The organism is Agromyces protaetiae (assembly GCF_004135405.1).
Lineage (GTDB): Bacteria > Actinomycetota > Actinomycetes > Actinomycetales > Microbacteriaceae > Agromyces > Agromyces protaetiae.
The window spans coordinates 766,395-782,248 of sequence record NZ_CP035491.1 but is presented as its reverse complement, the minus strand read 5'-3'; the positions used below and the strand labels follow the sequence as shown (position 1 = coordinate 782,248).

Below are 15,854 nucleotides of genomic sequence, written 5' to 3'. Positions count from 1 at the left end.
CACATGTCCGACCTCGTCCTCGTCACCGGGGGAACCGGTTACATCGCCGGATGGTGCATCGCGACCCTTCTCGACCGCGGATACCGCGTGCGCACGACCGTGCGCACGCTCGAGAAGCGAGACGCCGTGCGGGCTGCGGTGGCCCGCGCCGGGACATCCGTCGACGTCCTCGACGACCGCCTCGAATTCGTCATCGCCGACCTCCTCCACGACCACGGCTGGAGCGATGCGCTCGACGGATGCAGCGGCGTGCTGCACGTGGCATCCCCCCTCACTGCCACACGCGACGAAGACGCCGTGATCCGACCGGCCGTCGACGGCACCCTCCGAGTGCTCCGCGCCGCACGCGATGCCGGCGTGCGCCGAGTCGTCGCGACCTCGAGCTGCGGCGCCGTCTACTACGGTCACCCCGAACGTGCGGAACCCTTCGACGAGACCGACTGGACGGTCGTCGGAGGCGGTCCGATGAGCGCATACGTGAAGTCGAAGGCGCTCGCCGAACGCGAGGCGTGGGACTTCGTCGACCGAGAAGGCGGGGGCCTCGAGCTCGCCGTCGTCAACCCGGCCGGCGTCTTCGGTCCCGCACTCAGCGCCGACGCGACGTCGTCGCTCGGTCTCGTGAAGCGCTTGCTCGATGGCATGCCCGGCATCCCGAACCTCTGGATGGGCATCGTCGACGTGCGCGATGTCGCCGACCTGCACGTCCGCACCCTCGAAGCGCCCGATGCCGCCGGAGAGCGCTTCATCGCCTGGGGCGACGGACCCGTGTCGATGTCGGAGATCGCGGAGGTGCTTCGAAGTCGCCTCGGCGGCGCCGCCGCAAAGGTGCCGACCCGGACACTTCCTGATTGGCTCGTGCGAATGGTCGGCCGGTTCTCGCCCGAGGTCGGCGACCTCGTGCCCCTCCTCGGTCAGCGCCGCACCGCGACGAGTGCGAAGGCGCAGCGCGAGCTCGGATGGCATCCGCGCCCGTGGCAGGACACGATCGTCGACTCGGCGACGAGTCTCGTCGAGTTCGGTCTCGTCGGTCCACGGGATGTCCCGTGATGGAGCGCTCCGACCGGCGACGGGTTTCCGAAGGCGACGCCGATCTGGCATGCTGACATCAGCACTCCGGTGCTGGCGGTGGGGCTCGCCGTACCCAAACCTCGACAGCGCTCGGAAGACCGCGATCGACAACAGTCCCTATCTCGTGAATTCGTCATGCCCGAGATAGGAGAAGCGTGCCCGAAACCCCGCCCACCATCGTCGTCGGCATCGCGCCGCACCAACCCGATGCCGTCGTGCAGCATGCGGCCGCGCTCGCCGCTCGACTCGGCGCCAATCTCGTGTGTGCGAGCGTCGACCTCACGCGGTACACGGTCGAGGAATACACCGACGGCTCGACGCGGTCGATCCCCATCGACCCCGACCAGGCCGACGCGGGCGAGGCTTCCTTCGATCCGGCGCTCGAAGCGCACCTCGGCCACCTGCTGAAAGCGACGGATGTCTCTTGGGAGACGCGTGCGCTCGCCGGCGACCCTGCGCGCGCGCTCGCCCAACTCGCCGACACCGTCGACGCGATGCTCATCGTCGTCGGCACGCGCGAGCCCGGGTTGCGCGGCACATTGCACGAGTTCTTCGGCGGGTCGGTCGCCGCGCACCTGGCGCATCGGCAGCATCGGCCGATCCTCATCGTGCCGCTCGCGCCCGTCGGGTTCGAGGCCGCACTGCCCTGGGAAACCGAGTCGTGAGCGGGCCGATCTCGAGCCGCCCGGCCACGAGCCGCCCGGCCCATCTCCAGTGGCGGCTCCTCGGCCTCGTCGCGCTCGGCGGCGTCATCGGCGCGGGCGTGCGCGAAGCGCTCACCCTCGTGATTCCGCACCTCGGCGTGTTCCCGATCGCGGTGTTCGGCATCAACGTCACGGGCGCCTTCATCCTCGGTGCACTGCTCGAAGCACTCGCGCAGCGCGGCCCCGACGAGGGGCGCCGGCGGGCCGTGCGGCTGTTCGTCGGCACGGGCGTGCTCGGCGGATACACGACGTACAGCACGCTCGCCGTCGACACCGCGCAGCTCCTCCGCGCCGACGACTGGCTGTGGGCCGCCGTGTACGCCCTCGGGACGGTGATCGTCGGGGCCGCGGCGAGCATCGCCGGCATCCTGCTCGTCGCGCGGAGCGCGGGACGGGCGCCGGAGCGGGCCGCAGCCGGCGCACACGCCGGGCCCGAGACATCCGCCCTCGACGACGGGGAGGCCGCATGAGCGACATCCTGCCCCTCGTCATCGCGCCCCTCGCGGGCGGAGTCGGCGCGGCCTTGCGGTTCTTCGTCGACGGCGTCGTGAAGTCGCGATCGCGGATCGCGTTCCCGCTCGGAACGGCGATCATCAACCTCACGGGCTCGTTCGCGCTCGGCCTGCTCGTCGGCTTCGCGAGCGGGCGGGATGCCGCAGGGCTCGTCACGATCGTCGGCGTCGGGCTGCTCGGCGGCTACACGACCTTCAGCACGGCGAGCGTCGAGACCGTGCGCCTCGCGCAAGAGGGACGGTGGCGCGCGGCGCTGTTCAACGGGTTCGGCGTGCTCGTGGCGTGCGTCGCAGCCGCCTTCGGCGGGATCGCGCTCGGACTGTTCCTCTAAGCCCCGTGGGGTCGGCCGAAGCCGAGATCGGTCGGCCCCACGGTTCACCCGACTCGCGCTCCCGGCCGCGGTCAGCCGCGCGCGGCCTGGCCGAGGATGAGGCGGGCGATGTCGCGGTAGAGGTCGTCGGAGCCGCGGCCGGTCGAGAAGTACTCGCCGATGGCCCGCGTCATGACCGGGAAGCGCCGCTGGAGTTCGCCGAGGTCGGGGGGCTGCTGCGCGGGGTCGACGGGCGCCTGCTCTTCGAGGACGTAGCCGACCGTGAAGCGCTCGCCGGCGAGCACGGTCAGTCGCGCGCGCTGGAGTTCGACGCCGTGGGCGACGAGTGTCGACATCGCAGCTTCCGAGAAGTCGGCGCGGCGTAACGCGAGCCGCGCGCCCGAGACGACCCGCGCGCCGTCGCGGTGGCGGAGCAGGGCCGCGCGCAGCGCGGAGAGAGCGGCCAGGAGCCATCCGGCCCAGCCGTCGGCGGACGCCGCCTGGGGGAGCGCGCCGATCGCCTCGTCCATGATCGCGTCGGCGAGGGCGTCGAGCAGTTCGGCCTTGCTCTTGACGTGCCAGTAGAGCGTTGGCGCGCGCACGCCCAGGCGGCTGGCGAGGGTGCGGAGGCTGAGGGCGTCGAGGCCCTCGTCGTCGAGCAGGCGGAGCGCTTCGTCGACGATCTGCTGCCGATCCAACGCCACGGTCGCTCCTCACGTGTGCACTCGAACACTGTTCGATGTATGGTATCTCTCTAACACCGTTAGAGAAGGAGTCGACATGAAGGCCGCAGTCGTCGATCGCGTGGGCGGTATCCCGCGCTACCAGGACTTTCGCGACCCCGAAGTCGGGGAAGGCGAGGTCCTCGTGACCGTCGAGGCGGTCGCCGTCGAGAACGTCGACAAGGCGATCGTCGCCGGCACCCACTACACGTCGGGGCCGTTCCAGGCCGCGCTCCCCGCCATCCCGTGCTTCGACGGCATCGGCCGGCTGCCTGACGGAACGCTCGTCGGCTTCGGCGGCGTCACCCCGCCGTATGGAACGCTCGCCCAGTACGCCGCCGTGCCCGCGACGCACGCGGCGCCGATCCCCGAGGGCATCGAACCGCCCGTCGCCGCGGCCTTGTCGTCGGCGATCAGCGCCATGTGCATGCGTACCGCCGGCGGGCTCGTCGAGGGCGAGACCGTGCTGATCCAAGGGGCGACGGGCGTCGCCGGACGCCTCGCCGTCAAGGTCGCCCGACTCCTCGGCGCCGGACGCATCGTCGCCACCGGGCGCGACGACGATGCCCTCCGCGAGCTGACCGACCTCGGCGTCGACGCCGTCATCAACACGGCGGTCGACGATGCCGACCTCATCGAGGCCTACCGCGAGCACGCCGGCGACGGCTACGACGTGGTCGTCGATTACCTCTGGGGCAGACCGACCGAACTGCTCGTCCGCGCGCTCACGCCCGAGAGCTTCGCGATGCCCAAGCCCACCCGGCTCGTGCAGATCGGCGAATCCGCGGGCGCTTCGCTCCAGCTCTCGGCGGACGCGCTCCGCACCTCGGGCCTCGAGATCTTCGGCGCCTCCCGCAACCTCGCGACGGGCATGGCCGCCGCCTACCAGCAGATCGTCGACTGGGTGCGGAGCGGTGAGCTCGTGATCGACGTCGTCACCATGCCCCTGAGCCGGATCGAGGAGGCCTGGACGCGCACCGACCTGCGCGGGAAGCGGCTCGTCATCGTGCCCGACTGAGCGAGGTCGGATCGAGGAGAGAGGCCTCGGCGGGCGGCGCGGTTGAATGGAATCGGAGCGCTCGTCGCCTGCGCGGCGGTCGCCCCGGTCGGGATCGCGCTCGGCCGAACGATCGGAGGGGAGACGGGAAATGCGCATTGCGGTGATCGGCGGATCCGGCCGCATCGGAGCGCGACTCGTGCAAATCGCCCGAGCGGCCGGCCACGACGCGACCGCGGTGTCACGGCGCACCGGAGTCGACATCGTCACCGGTGCGGGGGTCGACTCCGCGCTCGCCGGAGCCGACGCGGTCGTGGACGTCTCACGATCGCCCTCGATGGTTCCCGCGGACGCGCTCGCCTTCTTCACGGCCGGCACCCGCACATTGCTCGCGGTCGGTGCGGCGGCCGGCGTCGCCCACCATGTCACGCTCTCGGTCGTCGCTGCGAGACGGATGCCAGGCGCGGGGTTCCTGCAGGCGAAGGTCGCTCAAGAGGAGCTCGTGCGGGCGTCGGGACGGCCGTTCACGATCGTCGCCGCGACCCAGTTCTACGAGTTCGCGCCCGGTATCGCCGCCTCGGCCACTCGGGGTGACGAGGTGCGACTGCCCGACGTGCCCGACCAGCCGATCGCCGCCGACGATGTCGCCGCCGAACTGCTCCGAGCGCTCGAGGCCGGGCCGCTCGATGGCACGATCGAAGTCGGCGGACCGGAGGTCCTTCGCCTGCCCGACTTCGTCGGACGTGCGCTCGAGGTCGCGGGCGATTCCCGTCGGATCGTCGTGGACCCCGGCGCCCGCTACTTCGGGGCGTTGCTGACGGGGAACGAACTCCTCCCAGGGCCGGCGGCACGGCACGGTGCGATCCGATTCGCCGAGTGGCTCGCGGCGCACTGACGGAGCGCCGCCCGGGGGTCGACGCTCCGTCAGTGATCAGCGGGCCGCTGCCCTGCACCGATCACACGGGATGCGAGGCGGTCTCGCGTTCGAGCCAGTCGCGGTAGGTGAGGGTCGAAAGCCGGGCATCGGGTCCGGGCAGCAGGTCGCCGTCGCGCAGCCGACTGCCGAAGTAGCGGGCGAGCGGGTCGACCTCGACGGGGCGCACGTGGTCGCCGCGGCCGAACCAGCGCTGCACGAAGTCCGCGAGCGGCGCCCGCTCGGGGCCGGCGACCTCGACGGTGCCCCCGGTCGGCGAGCCGAGCGCCGCCTCGACGACGGCCGCCGCCGTGTCGTCGCCCGCGATGGGCTGCATGAGCGTCTGCACGACCTTCGTGTGCTGCCCATCGAGCGCCGCATCGGCGATGCGGGGGATGAACTCGAAGAACTGCGTCGAGTGCACGATGCTGAACGCCCGGCCCGACCGGCGAATGAGCTGCTCCTGCAGTTGCTTGCCGCGGAAGTATCCGCCCCCGCCCGCCGCGAGCCGATCGGTGCCGACGATCGACAGCGCGACGTGGTGTCGCACACCCGCGGCGGCGCCGTAGGTCAAGAGGTTGAGCGTCTCGGTGTCGAAGTAGTCGAGCGAGCCGGCTTCGTCGAGATAGTCGGAGTTCGAGACATCCACCAGGACGGATGCCCCGTCGAGCGCCTCTGCGAGCCCCGTGCCGGTGTAGGCGTTGACGCCCGTCGCCCGCGACGCGGCGACGACCTCGTGCGGGGTCGCCCGCAACTGCTCGACGACCTTCGAGCCGATGAGGCCCGTGCCGCCGACGACCACGATGCGCATGATCGGCTACTTCGCCGGAGCCGCAGCCGCAGCCGCAGCCGGAGCCGGAGCCGGAGCCGGAGCAGCAGCCGGCGGCGTCGCGGCCGGGCTCGCGAGCCACTCGTCGAACGTGAGCGCCGAAAGCCGCGCGCCAGCACCGGGGCTCAGCTCGTCGCCTGTCAGCACCGTGCCGAAGTACGGCGCGTCGGCGTCGGAGACGACCGGGCGTGCGTCGCCGCGCGCGGCGAGGATGCGGCGCACGAACTCGTCCATGGGGATGCGCTCGGGGCCGCCGATCTCGACGATCCCGCCGACGGCGGGCTCTTCGGCGACGCGTGCGGCGGCCGCCGAGACCTCGGCGGCGGCGATCGGCTGCATGATGCCGGTCGACACACGGGCTGTGCCGTCGACGGTCGCCTCGTCGGCGATGCGCGCCGCGAACTCGAAGAACTGGGTGGCGCGCACGATCGTGTACGGCACGCCGCCGTCTTCGATGAGCCGCTCCTGGGCGACCTTCGCACGCAGGTATCCGCTGTCGGGCAGGCGGTCGGTGCCGACGATCGAGAGTGCGACGTGGTGCGCGACGCCGGCCTCCCGCTCGGCGGCGAGCAGGTTCGAGGTCGAGGTCGTGAAGAAGGCCAGCACATCGTCGTCGGCGAACGACGGCGAGTTCGAGACATCCACGACGACGTCGGCGCCCGCGAGCGCCTCGGCGATCCCTTCGCCCGTGATCGTGTTGACGCCCGAGTTCGGCGACGCCGCGACCGCCTCGTGGCCGTGCTCGACGAGGTGCGCGACGACGCCCGACCCGATGAGGCCCGTGCCTCCGATGACGACGATCTTCATGATGTGCCTTCCGTCTGCGGGCGCGGCCCGTCCGCGTCCTGCAAGCTCAGACCGAGGGGCCGGGCGTTCTGTGACGGTTCCAGCGTGCGAGTTTGTCGGGTGCGGTCTGCACCCACATCGCGGTGATCGATCCCGCCTGGTCGACGTCGAGGCCGACGACGGCGACCGCTTCGCGATCGGGTCGGCGCAAGACGAGTGCGGGCGCACCGTTCGCCTCGGCGGTGTCGAGCGAGGCATCCGGATGTCTCGAAAGCAGCGCCGCGAAGACGTGCGCCGTCTGCGCGCGCCCCGCGGCGACGCCGCCCGCGGCGTCGCCCGAGTCGACGACCATGCGCACCGACGCGCTCACGAGTGCCGCGTACGCGACGTCGTCGGCGGCGCGGAGCGCGGCGAGCAGACGCGACGCGACGCCCTCACGCGACACGGGTCGCCACGGCGCTGAGCTTTGCGGGGTTCATCATCCAGAGCACCTGGTCGATTCCCTGATCGGAGGCGACGACGGTGAGCACCGCGAAGGTCTCGCCTCCTTTCGAGAGCAGCACCGCCGGTTGCCCGTTCGCCTCGGTCGACGTCGTCGCGACACCGTCCCAGAAGTGCGTGTGGAACGCCCGCACGAACTTCGCGACCGTCTCGCGCCCTCGCACGGGGAACTTCGACGCGCGCACCGCGCCGCCGCCGTCGGAGTACGACACGACATCGTCGGCGAGCACGCGCTCGAGGTCGGCGAGGTCGCCCGTCTTCGCGGCCCGCACGAACGCGTCGAGCAGGCGCCGATGCTCGGCGGGCGACGCCGGGCACCGCCGCTCGCCCGCGACGTGCTTTCGGGCACGACTCACGAGCTGCCTCACCGATGCCTCGGTGTGCTGCACGATCTCGGCGATCTGCCCGTACGAGTACGCGAACGCCTCGCGCAGCACGTAGGCGGCGCGTTCGAGCGGCGTGAGCCGTTCGAGCACGACGAGCACCGCGAACCCGAGCGCTTCCGCCCGTTCGGCGCCGAGCAGCGGGTCGGCGCTCGTGTCGACGGGCTCGGGCAGCCACGGCCCGATGTACGTCTCGCGGCGGGACTTCGCCGACTGCAGCACGTTGATCGACAGTCGGGTCGCCGTCGTCGCGAGGAACGCGGCTGGGTCGAGCACGACCGTCCGATCGGTGCCCTGCCATCGCACCCACGTCTCCTGCACGATGTCCTCGGCGTCGGCCGCGGTCCCGAGCATGCGGTACGCGATGCCGAACAGTCGCGGTCGCACGGCGCCGAAGACGGCGACGGCGTCGTCGAGGTTCGCGTGCTGGTTCGCGTGCATGGGCGGTTCCCGTCGGTCGGCGTGCGGGCGCGGCATCCGCCCTGTCAACTGAGACCGGACGCCGCGCCCGAATGTGACACCGTCGACTCGCTTGGCAACTGATGCCAAAAGCGCATCAGTTGTCAAGCGTCCGAGTGGTCAAGCCGCCGCGCTCGCCGGAGCGACCGCGCGCACGGCGTCGGCGACGATCGCCGCGACGGCCTCGGGCTGCGAGACGCTCAGCGCGTGCGAGGCGCCCGGGAGCTCCTGTGCGACCTTCGCGCCGGCGCGCTCCGCGCCCTTGGCCGTGACGGCGGCGGGGATGTTGCGGTCCTCGGCACCCCAGATGTGCCACGACGGGCGGCCCTTCCAGCCCGGGTTCTGCGCCTGCACGGCGTCTCGCAGCGCCTGCTCGGTCACGGGCCGCTGGGTCGCCCCCATGAGGCCCGCGACGTTCACGGGCACGTCGGCGCAGAACTGGGCGCGGAACACATCGCGGCGGATCGTGAACTCGACCCCGCCGGTCGAGACCGGGTGCGGCACGATCGCGTCACCGAGCGTGGAGCCCGGCTCGCTCGCCGAGAGCGCGAACGCGCTGTCGCCCGTGTCGGGCGTGAACGCGGCCACGTAGACGAGCGCGGCGACCTGGTCGTTGTCGGCGGATGCCTCGGTGATGACCATGCCGCCGTACGAGTGGCCGACGAGCACGACCGGCCCGTCGACCGAGGCGATGACGTCGCGCACGTACGCGGCGTCGATCGCGAGGCTGCGGAGCGGGTTGGCGGCGGCGACCGAGCGGATGCCCTCGGCGTAGAGGCGCTCGATGACGCCGTTCCAGCTCGCGGATTCGGCGAAGGCGCCGTGCACGAACACGACGGTCGGCTGCTGTTCTGACATTTGGGGGTCCCCTTTCCGGCGACGCCCGCCGAGTGCGGGCGTGCTCACCAACTCCGACCGCGGTTCACCCGGCGGCGTGACGGGGTCGGGGACGATTCCGCGCCGGAATGCCGGAAACGAGACGGGTGTCCCTGAGGGTGTCACGGCGGCGGGTCGAACGTGGTCGAATGCGGTGGGACGCCCTGCCGACGGGCGTTCGGCAGCCAGCGGGGCGAAGGGGGCGGGCCATGTTCGGGACACCGAGGCACCGGTCGCACGGACACGATCACCGGGGCGATGACGCGCGCGCGGACGGCGGCGAAGCCGTCGACATCGGGAGCACGGATGCCGCGTCGGACGACTTCGAGACGGGGGAATTCGAGCTGTTCCTCGACGGGGACTCGCGCGACGAGTGACGCCGCTCAGGCGACGTGCTCGCCGGGCCCCTCGCCGCCGGCGCGCTCGGCGGCCCTGATGATGCCGCGGAGCACGTCGAGCGAACGCTCGGCGCCCTCGCCCGAGAACCCGAAGAGCTCGCTGATCGCGGGATAGACGTGTGCGGCTCGGGCCTTGAGGGCTTCGCCCTCGGCGGTGAGCGAGATGAGCACCGTACGTTCATCGGCGACGCTACGCGTGCGGCGCACGAGCCCGCGCGCTTCGAGACGCTTCAAGAGCGGGGTCATCGTGCCGTAGTCGGACTGGATGCGGGCGATGAGCGCGCCGACGCTCTGGTCGCCGTGCGCCCAGAGGTTCGCGAGCACGAGGTACTGCGGGTACGTGAGGCCGAGCGGTTCGAGCAGCGGTCGATAGGCCGCGGTGACGGCGCGCGCGGCCGAGTAGAGGTTCCAGCAGACCATGTCGTCGAGCTGGACCGGGTCGGATGCTTCGGATGCTTCGGCGCGCTCCATGCGGAGCATCCTATCAACATCTCGTGAACTATTGACTCGTACACGAGGTAATGCGAACCTTGGGATGACCCGTTCCCCACGTCTCCACACGGAGGTACGTCATGCGGACCCATCAGAAGCCCCCGGCCGACTGGCCGCACCCCAGGCAGCCCCTTCGCGCGTGGCGCGGGCACGAGGCATCCGAGACATCCGTCGCTCGTGAACCGGGCGGCGACCGCCTCGCCGACGCCCTCGCAACCTTCGACGCCGTGCGCCCGCGCCTCTTCGGCATCGCCTACCGGATGCTCGGGAGCGTCGCCGACGCCGAAGACCTCGTGCAAGACGTCTGGATCCGCTGGCAGAACTGCGATCGCGACGAGGTGCGAGAGCCGGCCGCGTTCCTCGCGACGACCGCCACGCGCCTCGCGATCAACGCGCTCACCTCGGCCCGCGCGAGGCGCGAGACCTACATCGGGCCGTGGTTGCCCGAACCCGTCGACACGGGCGCGAACCCCGAGCTCGCGGCCGAGCACGACGAGGCGATCGAGCTCGCGGTGCTGTTCCTCATGGAGAAGCTCACCCCCATGGAGCGCGCCGCCTACGTGCTGCGCGAAGCGTTCGGCTACCCCTACGACCGCATCGCCGAGATCATCGACGCGAGCGAGCAGAACGCGCGGCAGCTCGTGAGCCGAGCCCGCAAGCACCTCGCCGACGAACGACGTGCCCCCGTCGAAGCATCCGGACAGCGTGCCTTCCTCGAAGCCTTCCTCGTCGCCGCGCAATCGGGAGACCTCGCGACCCTCGAAACCCTCCTCGCCGACAACATCGTGAGCTACTCCGACGGCGGCGGCATCGCCCAGGCGGCGCGCATCGCGCTCGTCGGCCGCGACCGCGTCGTGAAGTTCGTCCTCGCGGTCTCGGAGTGGTTCTGGGAGGGCATCGACGTCCGCTGGGTCGAAGCCAACGACCGGTCGGCGCTGCTCCTCTCGGCGTTCGGCGAGCCGTTCGCGCTCTTCACGGTCTCGGCGAGCGAGGACGGCATCGACCGGCTCTTCTGGATGATGAACCCCGTGAAGCTCGGGGCGGTGCTGCCGGTCGACGCGTGACGGGGTGATGAGGGATCGTCACATCGGTCGGGCCCGAGCGGTCGAAGCTCGCGAGGCGTCCGACCGGATGCCTCGATCCGCACCGAAAGGCACGACCATGACCGACCACCTCCTCGAACCCGAAGCCCAGGCGATCGCCGACGCGACGGCCAACCCGCCCTACCTCTACCAGCTCGGCCCCGAGGGCGCCAGAAAGGTGCTCGACGACCTGCAGGCCCAGCCCGTCGACAAGCCCGACGTCGACGACGAGTGGATCACCGTCCCCGCCGAGGTCGGCGACGTGCGTGTGCGCATCGTCAAGCCCGTCGGCGCCGAAGGCCCGCTCCCCGTCGTGCTCTACGTGCACGGCGGCGGCTGGGTGCTCGGCAACGCCGGCACCCACGACCGGCTCGTGCGCGAGCTCGCCGTCGGCGCCGACGCGGCCGTTGTGTTCGTCGAGTACGACCGCTCGCCCGAGGCGCGCTACCCGGTCGCGATCGAACAGGCGTACGCGACGGCGCAGTGGATCACCGAGCACGGGGCATCCAAGGGCCTCGACGCGTCGCGACTCGCGATCGCGGGCGACTCCGTCGGCGGCGACATGGCGACGGTCGTCGCGCTGCTCTCGCTCGAACGCGGCGACGTGCACTTCGTGCACCAGTCGCTCTACTACCCCGTGACCGACGCCGGGCAGGACACCGACAGCTACCGCGAGTTCGCCGACGGCCCGTTCCTCACGGCGGCCAACATGGCGTGGTTCTGGGACAGCTACCTGCCCGACCTCGAGCAGCGTGCGCACTACACCGCCTCGCCATTGCGTGCGACGCGCGAGCAGCTCGCCGGCCTGCCCGAGACCTACCTCATCGTCGACGAGAACGACGTGCTGCGCGACGAGGGCGAGGCGTACGGCAGGCGGCTGCTCGACGCGGGCGTGCGCACGACGAGCATCCGGTACAACGGCATCATCCACGACTTCCTGATGCTGAACCCGTTGCGGCCGACGGCCGCGGTTACGGCGGCGCTCGAGCAGGCCGTGCACGTGCTGCGGAAGGCGTTCGGCACCGCCTGACCGCCGGTGCACGAAGAGCGGGAGCCGCCGCCGGCGGCTCCCGCTCTCTCGTGGCTCGCGGGGTGTCTCACACCGGTGTCCGGCCTCCGGCCGCGAAGTCCCACACCCAGTCGGGGTAGGGCGTTGCCGTACGGCTCACGGCCTCGAGCTCGTCGAGATCCGCGGTCGTGAGCTCGAGCTCGACGGCGGCGACGCTGTCGGCGAGTTGCTCGGGCCGACGCGCCCCGACGAGCACGCTCGTGACCGCGGGGCGGCCGAGCACCCACGCGAGCGCGACCTGCGCGGGGCTCGCGTCGTGGCGCGACGCGACGGATTCGACCGCGTCGACGATGTCCCACGCGCGCGCAGGATCCACGGGAGGGAAGTCGGGATAGCCCGCGGTCGCTCGCCGCGATCCCGGGTCGCTCGCGCCCGAGCGCGAGTACTTGCCCGTCAGGATGCCGCCCGCGAGCGGCGCCCACGCGAAGAGCGACACGCCCTGGTCCGCCGCGAGCGGCGCGATCTCGCGCTCGACGTCGCGGCCGAGGAGGGAGTAGTACGCCTGGTCCGAGACGAACCGGGCGGCGCCGAGCCGCTCCGAGACGCCGAGCGCCTTCATGAGCTGCCAAGCGGCGACGTTCGACGCTCCGACGTAGCGCACCTTGCCCTGCCGCACGAGGTCGTCGAGCGCGGCGAGCGTCTCGTCGATCGGCGTCTCGGCGTCGAAGCTGTGGAGTTGGTACAGGTCGATGCGGTCGGTGCCGAGCCGGCTGAGGCTCGCCTCGACCGCGCGCATGACGTGCAGGCGCGACGCGCCCACGTCGTTCGGGCCGAGGCCCGTGCGGGCGCTGAACTTCGTCGCGAGCACGACGTCATCGCGGCGCGAGCCGAGGGCGCGACCGAGGAAGGTCTCGGACTCGCCGCCCGTGTAGACGTCGGCCGTGTCGAACAGGGTGACGCCGAGGTCGAGCGCGGTGCCGACGACCCGGTCGGTCGCAGTCTGGTCGAGGCCGCCGAGGGCGTCGCCGAGCGGCGTGCCGGCGCCGCCGAAGGTCATCGTGCCGAGACCGATCGTCGAGACGTAGACGCCCGTGCGTCCGAGCATGCGGTACTTCATGTGGTGCCTTTCGTGGTGGTTCGGGGGTATTCGTGCGTGGTCACGCGGCGATCGTCGTGGCGTCGGCGCCCGCGAGCGATGCGGCCTTCCGCACCGCCTCGACGAACGCTTCGGGTGCTTCGCGGGGGAGATTGTGCCCCGCGTGCGGAACCCGCCGGTGCACGTGCGGGCCGGTGAAGTGCACGGCGACATCCGCGGCGTCGCGCGCGGGGAAGTTGCCGTCGGCTTCGCCGTCGAGCGTGACCGTGGGCACGGTGATCGGCGGCAGCTTCGCGAGCGCGGCTTCGTGCCGCAGGTAGTCGGGGGCGCCGTCGACGTGGTTCAGCCGGTGCCGGTACGAGTGGATGACGACGTCGACGAAGTCGGGGTTCGCAAACGCCTCGGCGGCACGGTCGAGTTCGGCGTCGCCGAACCGCCACTCGGGCGAGTTCCGCCGCCAGATCACCTCGGCGATTCCGCGCGGGTCGGCCACCAGGCCGGCTCGCCCGCGTTCGGTCAGGAAGTAGAAGAAGTACCAGAAGCCGGCCTCGAGGTCGGGGGAGAGCGGAGCCATCGACGACCGGATGTCCTGCACGAGGTAGCCGTTGACCAAGACGAGCGCGCTCACGCGCTCGGGGTGCAGGGCCGCGGCGACGCACGCTGCCCGGCCGCCCCAGTCGTAGCCGGCGAGCGTCGCCCGGTCGATGCCGAGGGCGTCGAGCAGGTCGACGACGTCTTGCCCGAGCGCCGCCTGTTGGCCGGTGCGGGGCACCGTGCGGTCGACGAACCGCGTTCCGCCGTGGCCTCGCAGGTGGGGCACGACCACGCGGAATCCGGCGTCGCCGAGAAGCGGCGCCACCTCCACGTACGAGTGGATGTCGTACGGGAAGCCGTGCAGCAGCACGACAGTCGGCCCGGCGGCGGGTCCGGTCTCGAAGTACTCGACGTCGAGCACGCCGGCTCGGATGCGTCGGAGCGGCGCGAGCCGCTCGAGTCGGTCGTTCATGTCGTCGCTCCCGTGTTCTCGCAGGCGGTCGATTCCGTCACGGGCGGCGCCCGCGCAAGCTAGGACACGGCGGATGTCTCGGTTGTGACAGCGTCCGGTGTCTCGGCTCTCCCGCGGTCGCGCGTCTGCGTCCACCGCACGTACACGAGGTCGCGTTCACGGACGATCGGTGCGCACGAAGTCGCGGACGAGCCGCTTCGGGCCGCCGACGACGGCCTGTGCGGCGGCGGCGGCCGCGACCCCGAGGACGAGGGCGACGACGTATCGGATCCAGTCGGAGCCGGGATCGACGAGGAGGCCCCCGGCGTTGAACGACGCATGCACGACGGCGGCGAGCAGGATGCTCCGCCCGAGGAGGTCGCCGACTCCGATGAGGAGCCGCAGCCCGGCGCCCGCGACGAGCAATGCCCCGAGGTCGAGGGCGATCGGCCCGGCGCCCCTCGTGTGCGCCGCGAACGCGAGCGGCGCGTGCAGCCCCGCGAAGAGCAGGGCGGTCGCGAGTGCACCGCGCACGAGCCCCCACGCGGCCGTGAGGCGGCGCTGCACGAAGCCCGTCCAGACGAGCTCTTCGGCGAGGTTCACGATGGCGAGGCCCGTGACGAATTGCACGGCGACGGCCCCGGCGGTCGCGGGGGAGGGTTCGGTCTCCGCGCGGAGCGCGGCGCCGAGGAGCCACACCGCGCCCGGGATGAGGACGAGGCCCGCCACGAGCGCCCATTCGGGTCGCGGTATGCGCGGGATGTCTCGCAGCAGTCGCCGCACAGCTCCGGGTCGGCCGGTGCGGAGGCCGTCGCGACGGGCCAGGACGAGCGCGGGCAGGAGGAGCCCGAACACGAGGGTCGCGAGCACGAACGGCTCGGCGGGCAGGCCCGTCGCGACGGGGATCGAGAGGGCGACCCAGCCGACCGGGAGCGCGATCGCGGTGAAGACCGCGACGGGCCGGAGCGAGGGCACGCGGGCGTTCATGCGACCCTCCTCGACTGCTCGCCCGCGAGCTGCTCGGCGAACGTGCGCGCGAGGTCGAGGGCGCGCTCGGTCGCGGCGGCGCGCCGGGCTTCGACGTCGGCGGCCGCGAGGTTCGGCCGGAACTCGACCGACGAGATGTCGGTGATGCCGGCCCAGCGCAGCCAGTCCTCGAAGTAGGTCTTCTGGAAGTCGTTGCCGAACGCCGATCCGCGACCCTCGCCGTAGACGGCGCTCGTGTAGACGACGGTCGCGGTCTTGCCCGTCACGAGCCCCGAGTAGCCGGCGGCGGGGTCGAACCCGAAGACCATGCCGGGCTGGCTGATCACGTCGATGAACTGCTTGGTGATGTACGGGACGCCCGCATTCCACATGGGGAGGCTGAACAGGTAGTGGTCGGCTGCCGCGAATCGCTCGTAGGCGAGCCGGGCTCGATGCCAGGCGACCTCTTGCGCCCCGACGGGGTCCTCGCCCGCGAAGATGCGCATCTTGGCGCCGGCCCCGTCGGGGCCGAAGTCGGGGAGGCTGCCGTCCCACAGGTCCCATTCGTCGACGACGAGGTCGGGCCGTTCGGCGCGCACGGCGTCGAGGTAGATGCGGGCGAGCGCGAGCGACTCGGAGGCGCCGCCGCGAGGCGAGGAGGACAGGTGGAGGAGGGTGGACATTGGCGGATGCTCCGTTCTTGGGGTCTCTCGCACGCTTTTAGGTGCGTGCGCACGCAATAGTATAACTACGTGCGCGCGCACG

General features: G+C 71.7%; 20 protein-coding genes. 9 read left to right on the top strand and 11 right to left on the bottom strand.

The features are described 5' to 3' along the window. Window positions 1-3 precede the first annotated feature (3 nt). The 4 genes from ET445_RS03625 (at window position 4) to ET445_RS03610 (ending at window position 2,616) form a co-directional block, all read left to right on the top strand. Complete coding sequence (locus tag ET445_RS03625) at window positions 4-1,047, top strand: SDR family oxidoreductase (protein ID WP_129188925.1); 1,044 nt, start codon at window positions 4-6, stop codon at window positions 1,045-1,047. A 176-nt stretch (window positions 1,048-1,223) separates the two neighbouring features. Continuing rightward, window positions 1,224-1,733, top strand: coding sequence for a universal stress protein (locus tag ET445_RS03620; RefSeq protein ID WP_129188923.1), 510 nt, complete (start codon window positions 1,224-1,226; stop codon window positions 1,731-1,733). Then, window positions 1,730-2,242 (top strand): fluoride efflux transporter FluC, encoded by a 513-nt coding sequence (locus ET445_RS03615; RefSeq protein ID WP_208008522.1) that lies wholly within the window; start codon window positions 1,730-1,732, stop codon window positions 2,240-2,242. Before ET445_RS03620 ends, ET445_RS03615 begins: the two co-directional genes overlap by 4 nt. Next, window positions 2,239-2,616, top strand: a complete 378-nt coding sequence (locus ET445_RS03610) for a fluoride efflux transporter FluC (RefSeq protein WP_129188921.1) — start codon at window positions 2,239-2,241, stop codon at window positions 2,614-2,616. Before ET445_RS03615 ends, ET445_RS03610 begins: the two co-directional genes overlap by 4 nt. A gap of 71 nt (window positions 2,617-2,687) precedes the next feature. Here ET445_RS03610 and ET445_RS03605 read toward each other — a convergent pair whose 3' ends face one another. Beyond that, complete coding sequence (locus ET445_RS03605; RefSeq protein ID WP_129188919.1) at window positions 2,688-3,299, bottom strand: TetR family transcriptional regulator; 612 nt, start codon at window positions 3,297-3,299, stop codon at window positions 2,688-2,690. Between the two features lie 76 nt (window positions 3,300-3,375). Between ET445_RS03605 and ET445_RS03600 the strand changes: the two genes are divergently transcribed. After that, complete coding sequence (locus ET445_RS03600; RefSeq protein WP_129188917.1) at window positions 3,376-4,335, top strand: quinone oxidoreductase family protein; 960 nt, start codon at window positions 3,376-3,378, stop codon at window positions 4,333-4,335. Between the two features lie 130 nt (window positions 4,336-4,465). Further along, window positions 4,466-5,209 carry an SDR family oxidoreductase gene (locus ET445_RS03595; protein WP_129188915.1) on the top strand — a complete coding sequence of 248 codons (744 nt, stop codon included), beginning with the start codon at window positions 4,466-4,468 and terminating at the stop codon, window positions 5,207-5,209. A 61-nt stretch (window positions 5,210-5,270) separates the two neighbouring features. On the opposite strand, the gene ET445_RS03590 is transcribed toward ET445_RS03595, so the two are convergent. The 5 genes from ET445_RS03590 to ET445_RS03570 all read right to left on the bottom strand — a co-directional run bounded on the left by ET445_RS03590 (window position 5,271) and on the right by ET445_RS03570 (window position 9,043). Next, window positions 5,271-6,038 (bottom strand): SDR family oxidoreductase, encoded by a 768-nt coding sequence (locus tag ET445_RS03590; protein WP_129188913.1) that lies wholly within the window; start codon window positions 6,036-6,038, stop codon window positions 5,271-5,273. A 6-nt stretch (window positions 6,039-6,044) separates the two neighbouring features. Continuing rightward, window positions 6,045-6,863: an SDR family oxidoreductase gene (locus ET445_RS03585; RefSeq protein WP_129188911.1), complete on the bottom strand. Its 819-nt coding sequence runs from the start codon at window positions 6,861-6,863 to the stop codon at window positions 6,045-6,047. Window positions 6,864-6,909: 46 nt separating this feature from the next. Continuing rightward, entirely contained in the window at window positions 6,910-7,287 is a 378-nt protein-coding gene (locus tag ET445_RS03580; RefSeq protein ID WP_129188909.1) for a hypothetical protein, read from the bottom strand. Beyond that, complete coding sequence (locus ET445_RS03575; protein WP_129188907.1) at window positions 7,277-8,167, bottom strand: RNA polymerase sigma-70 factor; 891 nt, start codon at window positions 8,165-8,167, stop codon at window positions 7,277-7,279. Before ET445_RS03575 ends, ET445_RS03580 begins: the two co-directional genes overlap by 11 nt. A gap of 138 nt (window positions 8,168-8,305) precedes the next feature. Next, window positions 8,306-9,043, bottom strand: coding sequence for an alpha/beta fold hydrolase (locus ET445_RS03570; protein WP_129188905.1), 738 nt, complete (start codon window positions 9,041-9,043; stop codon window positions 8,306-8,308). Between the two features lie 227 nt (window positions 9,044-9,270). Between ET445_RS03570 and ET445_RS17120 the strand changes: the two genes are divergently transcribed. Then, window positions 9,271-9,438: a hypothetical protein gene (locus tag ET445_RS17120; protein ID WP_165314282.1), complete on the top strand. Its 168-nt coding sequence runs from the start codon at window positions 9,271-9,273 to the stop codon at window positions 9,436-9,438. A 6-nt stretch (window positions 9,439-9,444) separates the two neighbouring features. Here ET445_RS17120 and ET445_RS03565 read toward each other — a convergent pair whose 3' ends face one another. Beyond that, complete coding sequence (locus ET445_RS03565; protein WP_129188903.1) at window positions 9,445-9,930, bottom strand: MarR family winged helix-turn-helix transcriptional regulator; 486 nt, start codon at window positions 9,928-9,930, stop codon at window positions 9,445-9,447. 101 nt (window positions 9,931-10,031) lie between these two features. Between ET445_RS03565 and ET445_RS03560 the strand changes: the two genes are divergently transcribed. Together ET445_RS03560 and ET445_RS03555 are read left to right on the top strand one after the other, a co-directional pair. Further along, complete coding sequence (locus ET445_RS03560) at window positions 10,032-11,015, top strand: RNA polymerase sigma-70 factor (protein ID WP_129188901.1); 984 nt, start codon at window positions 10,032-10,034, stop codon at window positions 11,013-11,015. Window positions 11,016-11,112: 97 nt separating this feature from the next. Next, a complete protein-coding gene (locus ET445_RS03555; RefSeq protein ID WP_129188899.1) occupies window positions 11,113-12,063 on the top strand; it encodes an alpha/beta hydrolase in 951 nt (316 codons plus the stop codon). A gap of 67 nt (window positions 12,064-12,130) precedes the next feature. Here ET445_RS03555 and ET445_RS03550 read toward each other — a convergent pair whose 3' ends face one another. The 4 genes from ET445_RS03550 to ET445_RS03535 all read right to left on the bottom strand — a co-directional run bounded on the left by ET445_RS03550 (window position 12,131) and on the right by ET445_RS03535 (window position 15,772). Further along, window positions 12,131-13,159, bottom strand: a complete 1,029-nt coding sequence (locus ET445_RS03550) for an aldo/keto reductase (protein ID WP_129188897.1) — start codon at window positions 13,157-13,159, stop codon at window positions 12,131-12,133. Between the two features lie 40 nt (window positions 13,160-13,199). Beyond that, a complete protein-coding gene (locus ET445_RS03545) occupies window positions 13,200-14,144 on the bottom strand; it encodes an alpha/beta fold hydrolase (protein ID WP_129188895.1) in 945 nt (314 codons plus the stop codon). A gap of 156 nt (window positions 14,145-14,300) precedes the next feature. Beyond that, entirely contained in the window at window positions 14,301-15,110 is an 810-nt protein-coding gene (locus ET445_RS03540; RefSeq protein ID WP_129188893.1) for a CPBP family intramembrane glutamic endopeptidase, read from the bottom strand. Beyond that, entirely contained in the window at window positions 15,107-15,772 is a 666-nt protein-coding gene (locus ET445_RS03535; RefSeq protein ID WP_129188891.1) for an FMN-dependent NADH-azoreductase, read from the bottom strand. The genes ET445_RS03540 and ET445_RS03535 overlap by 4 nt, the downstream gene beginning before the upstream one ends. Window positions 15,773-15,854 lie beyond the last annotated feature (82 nt).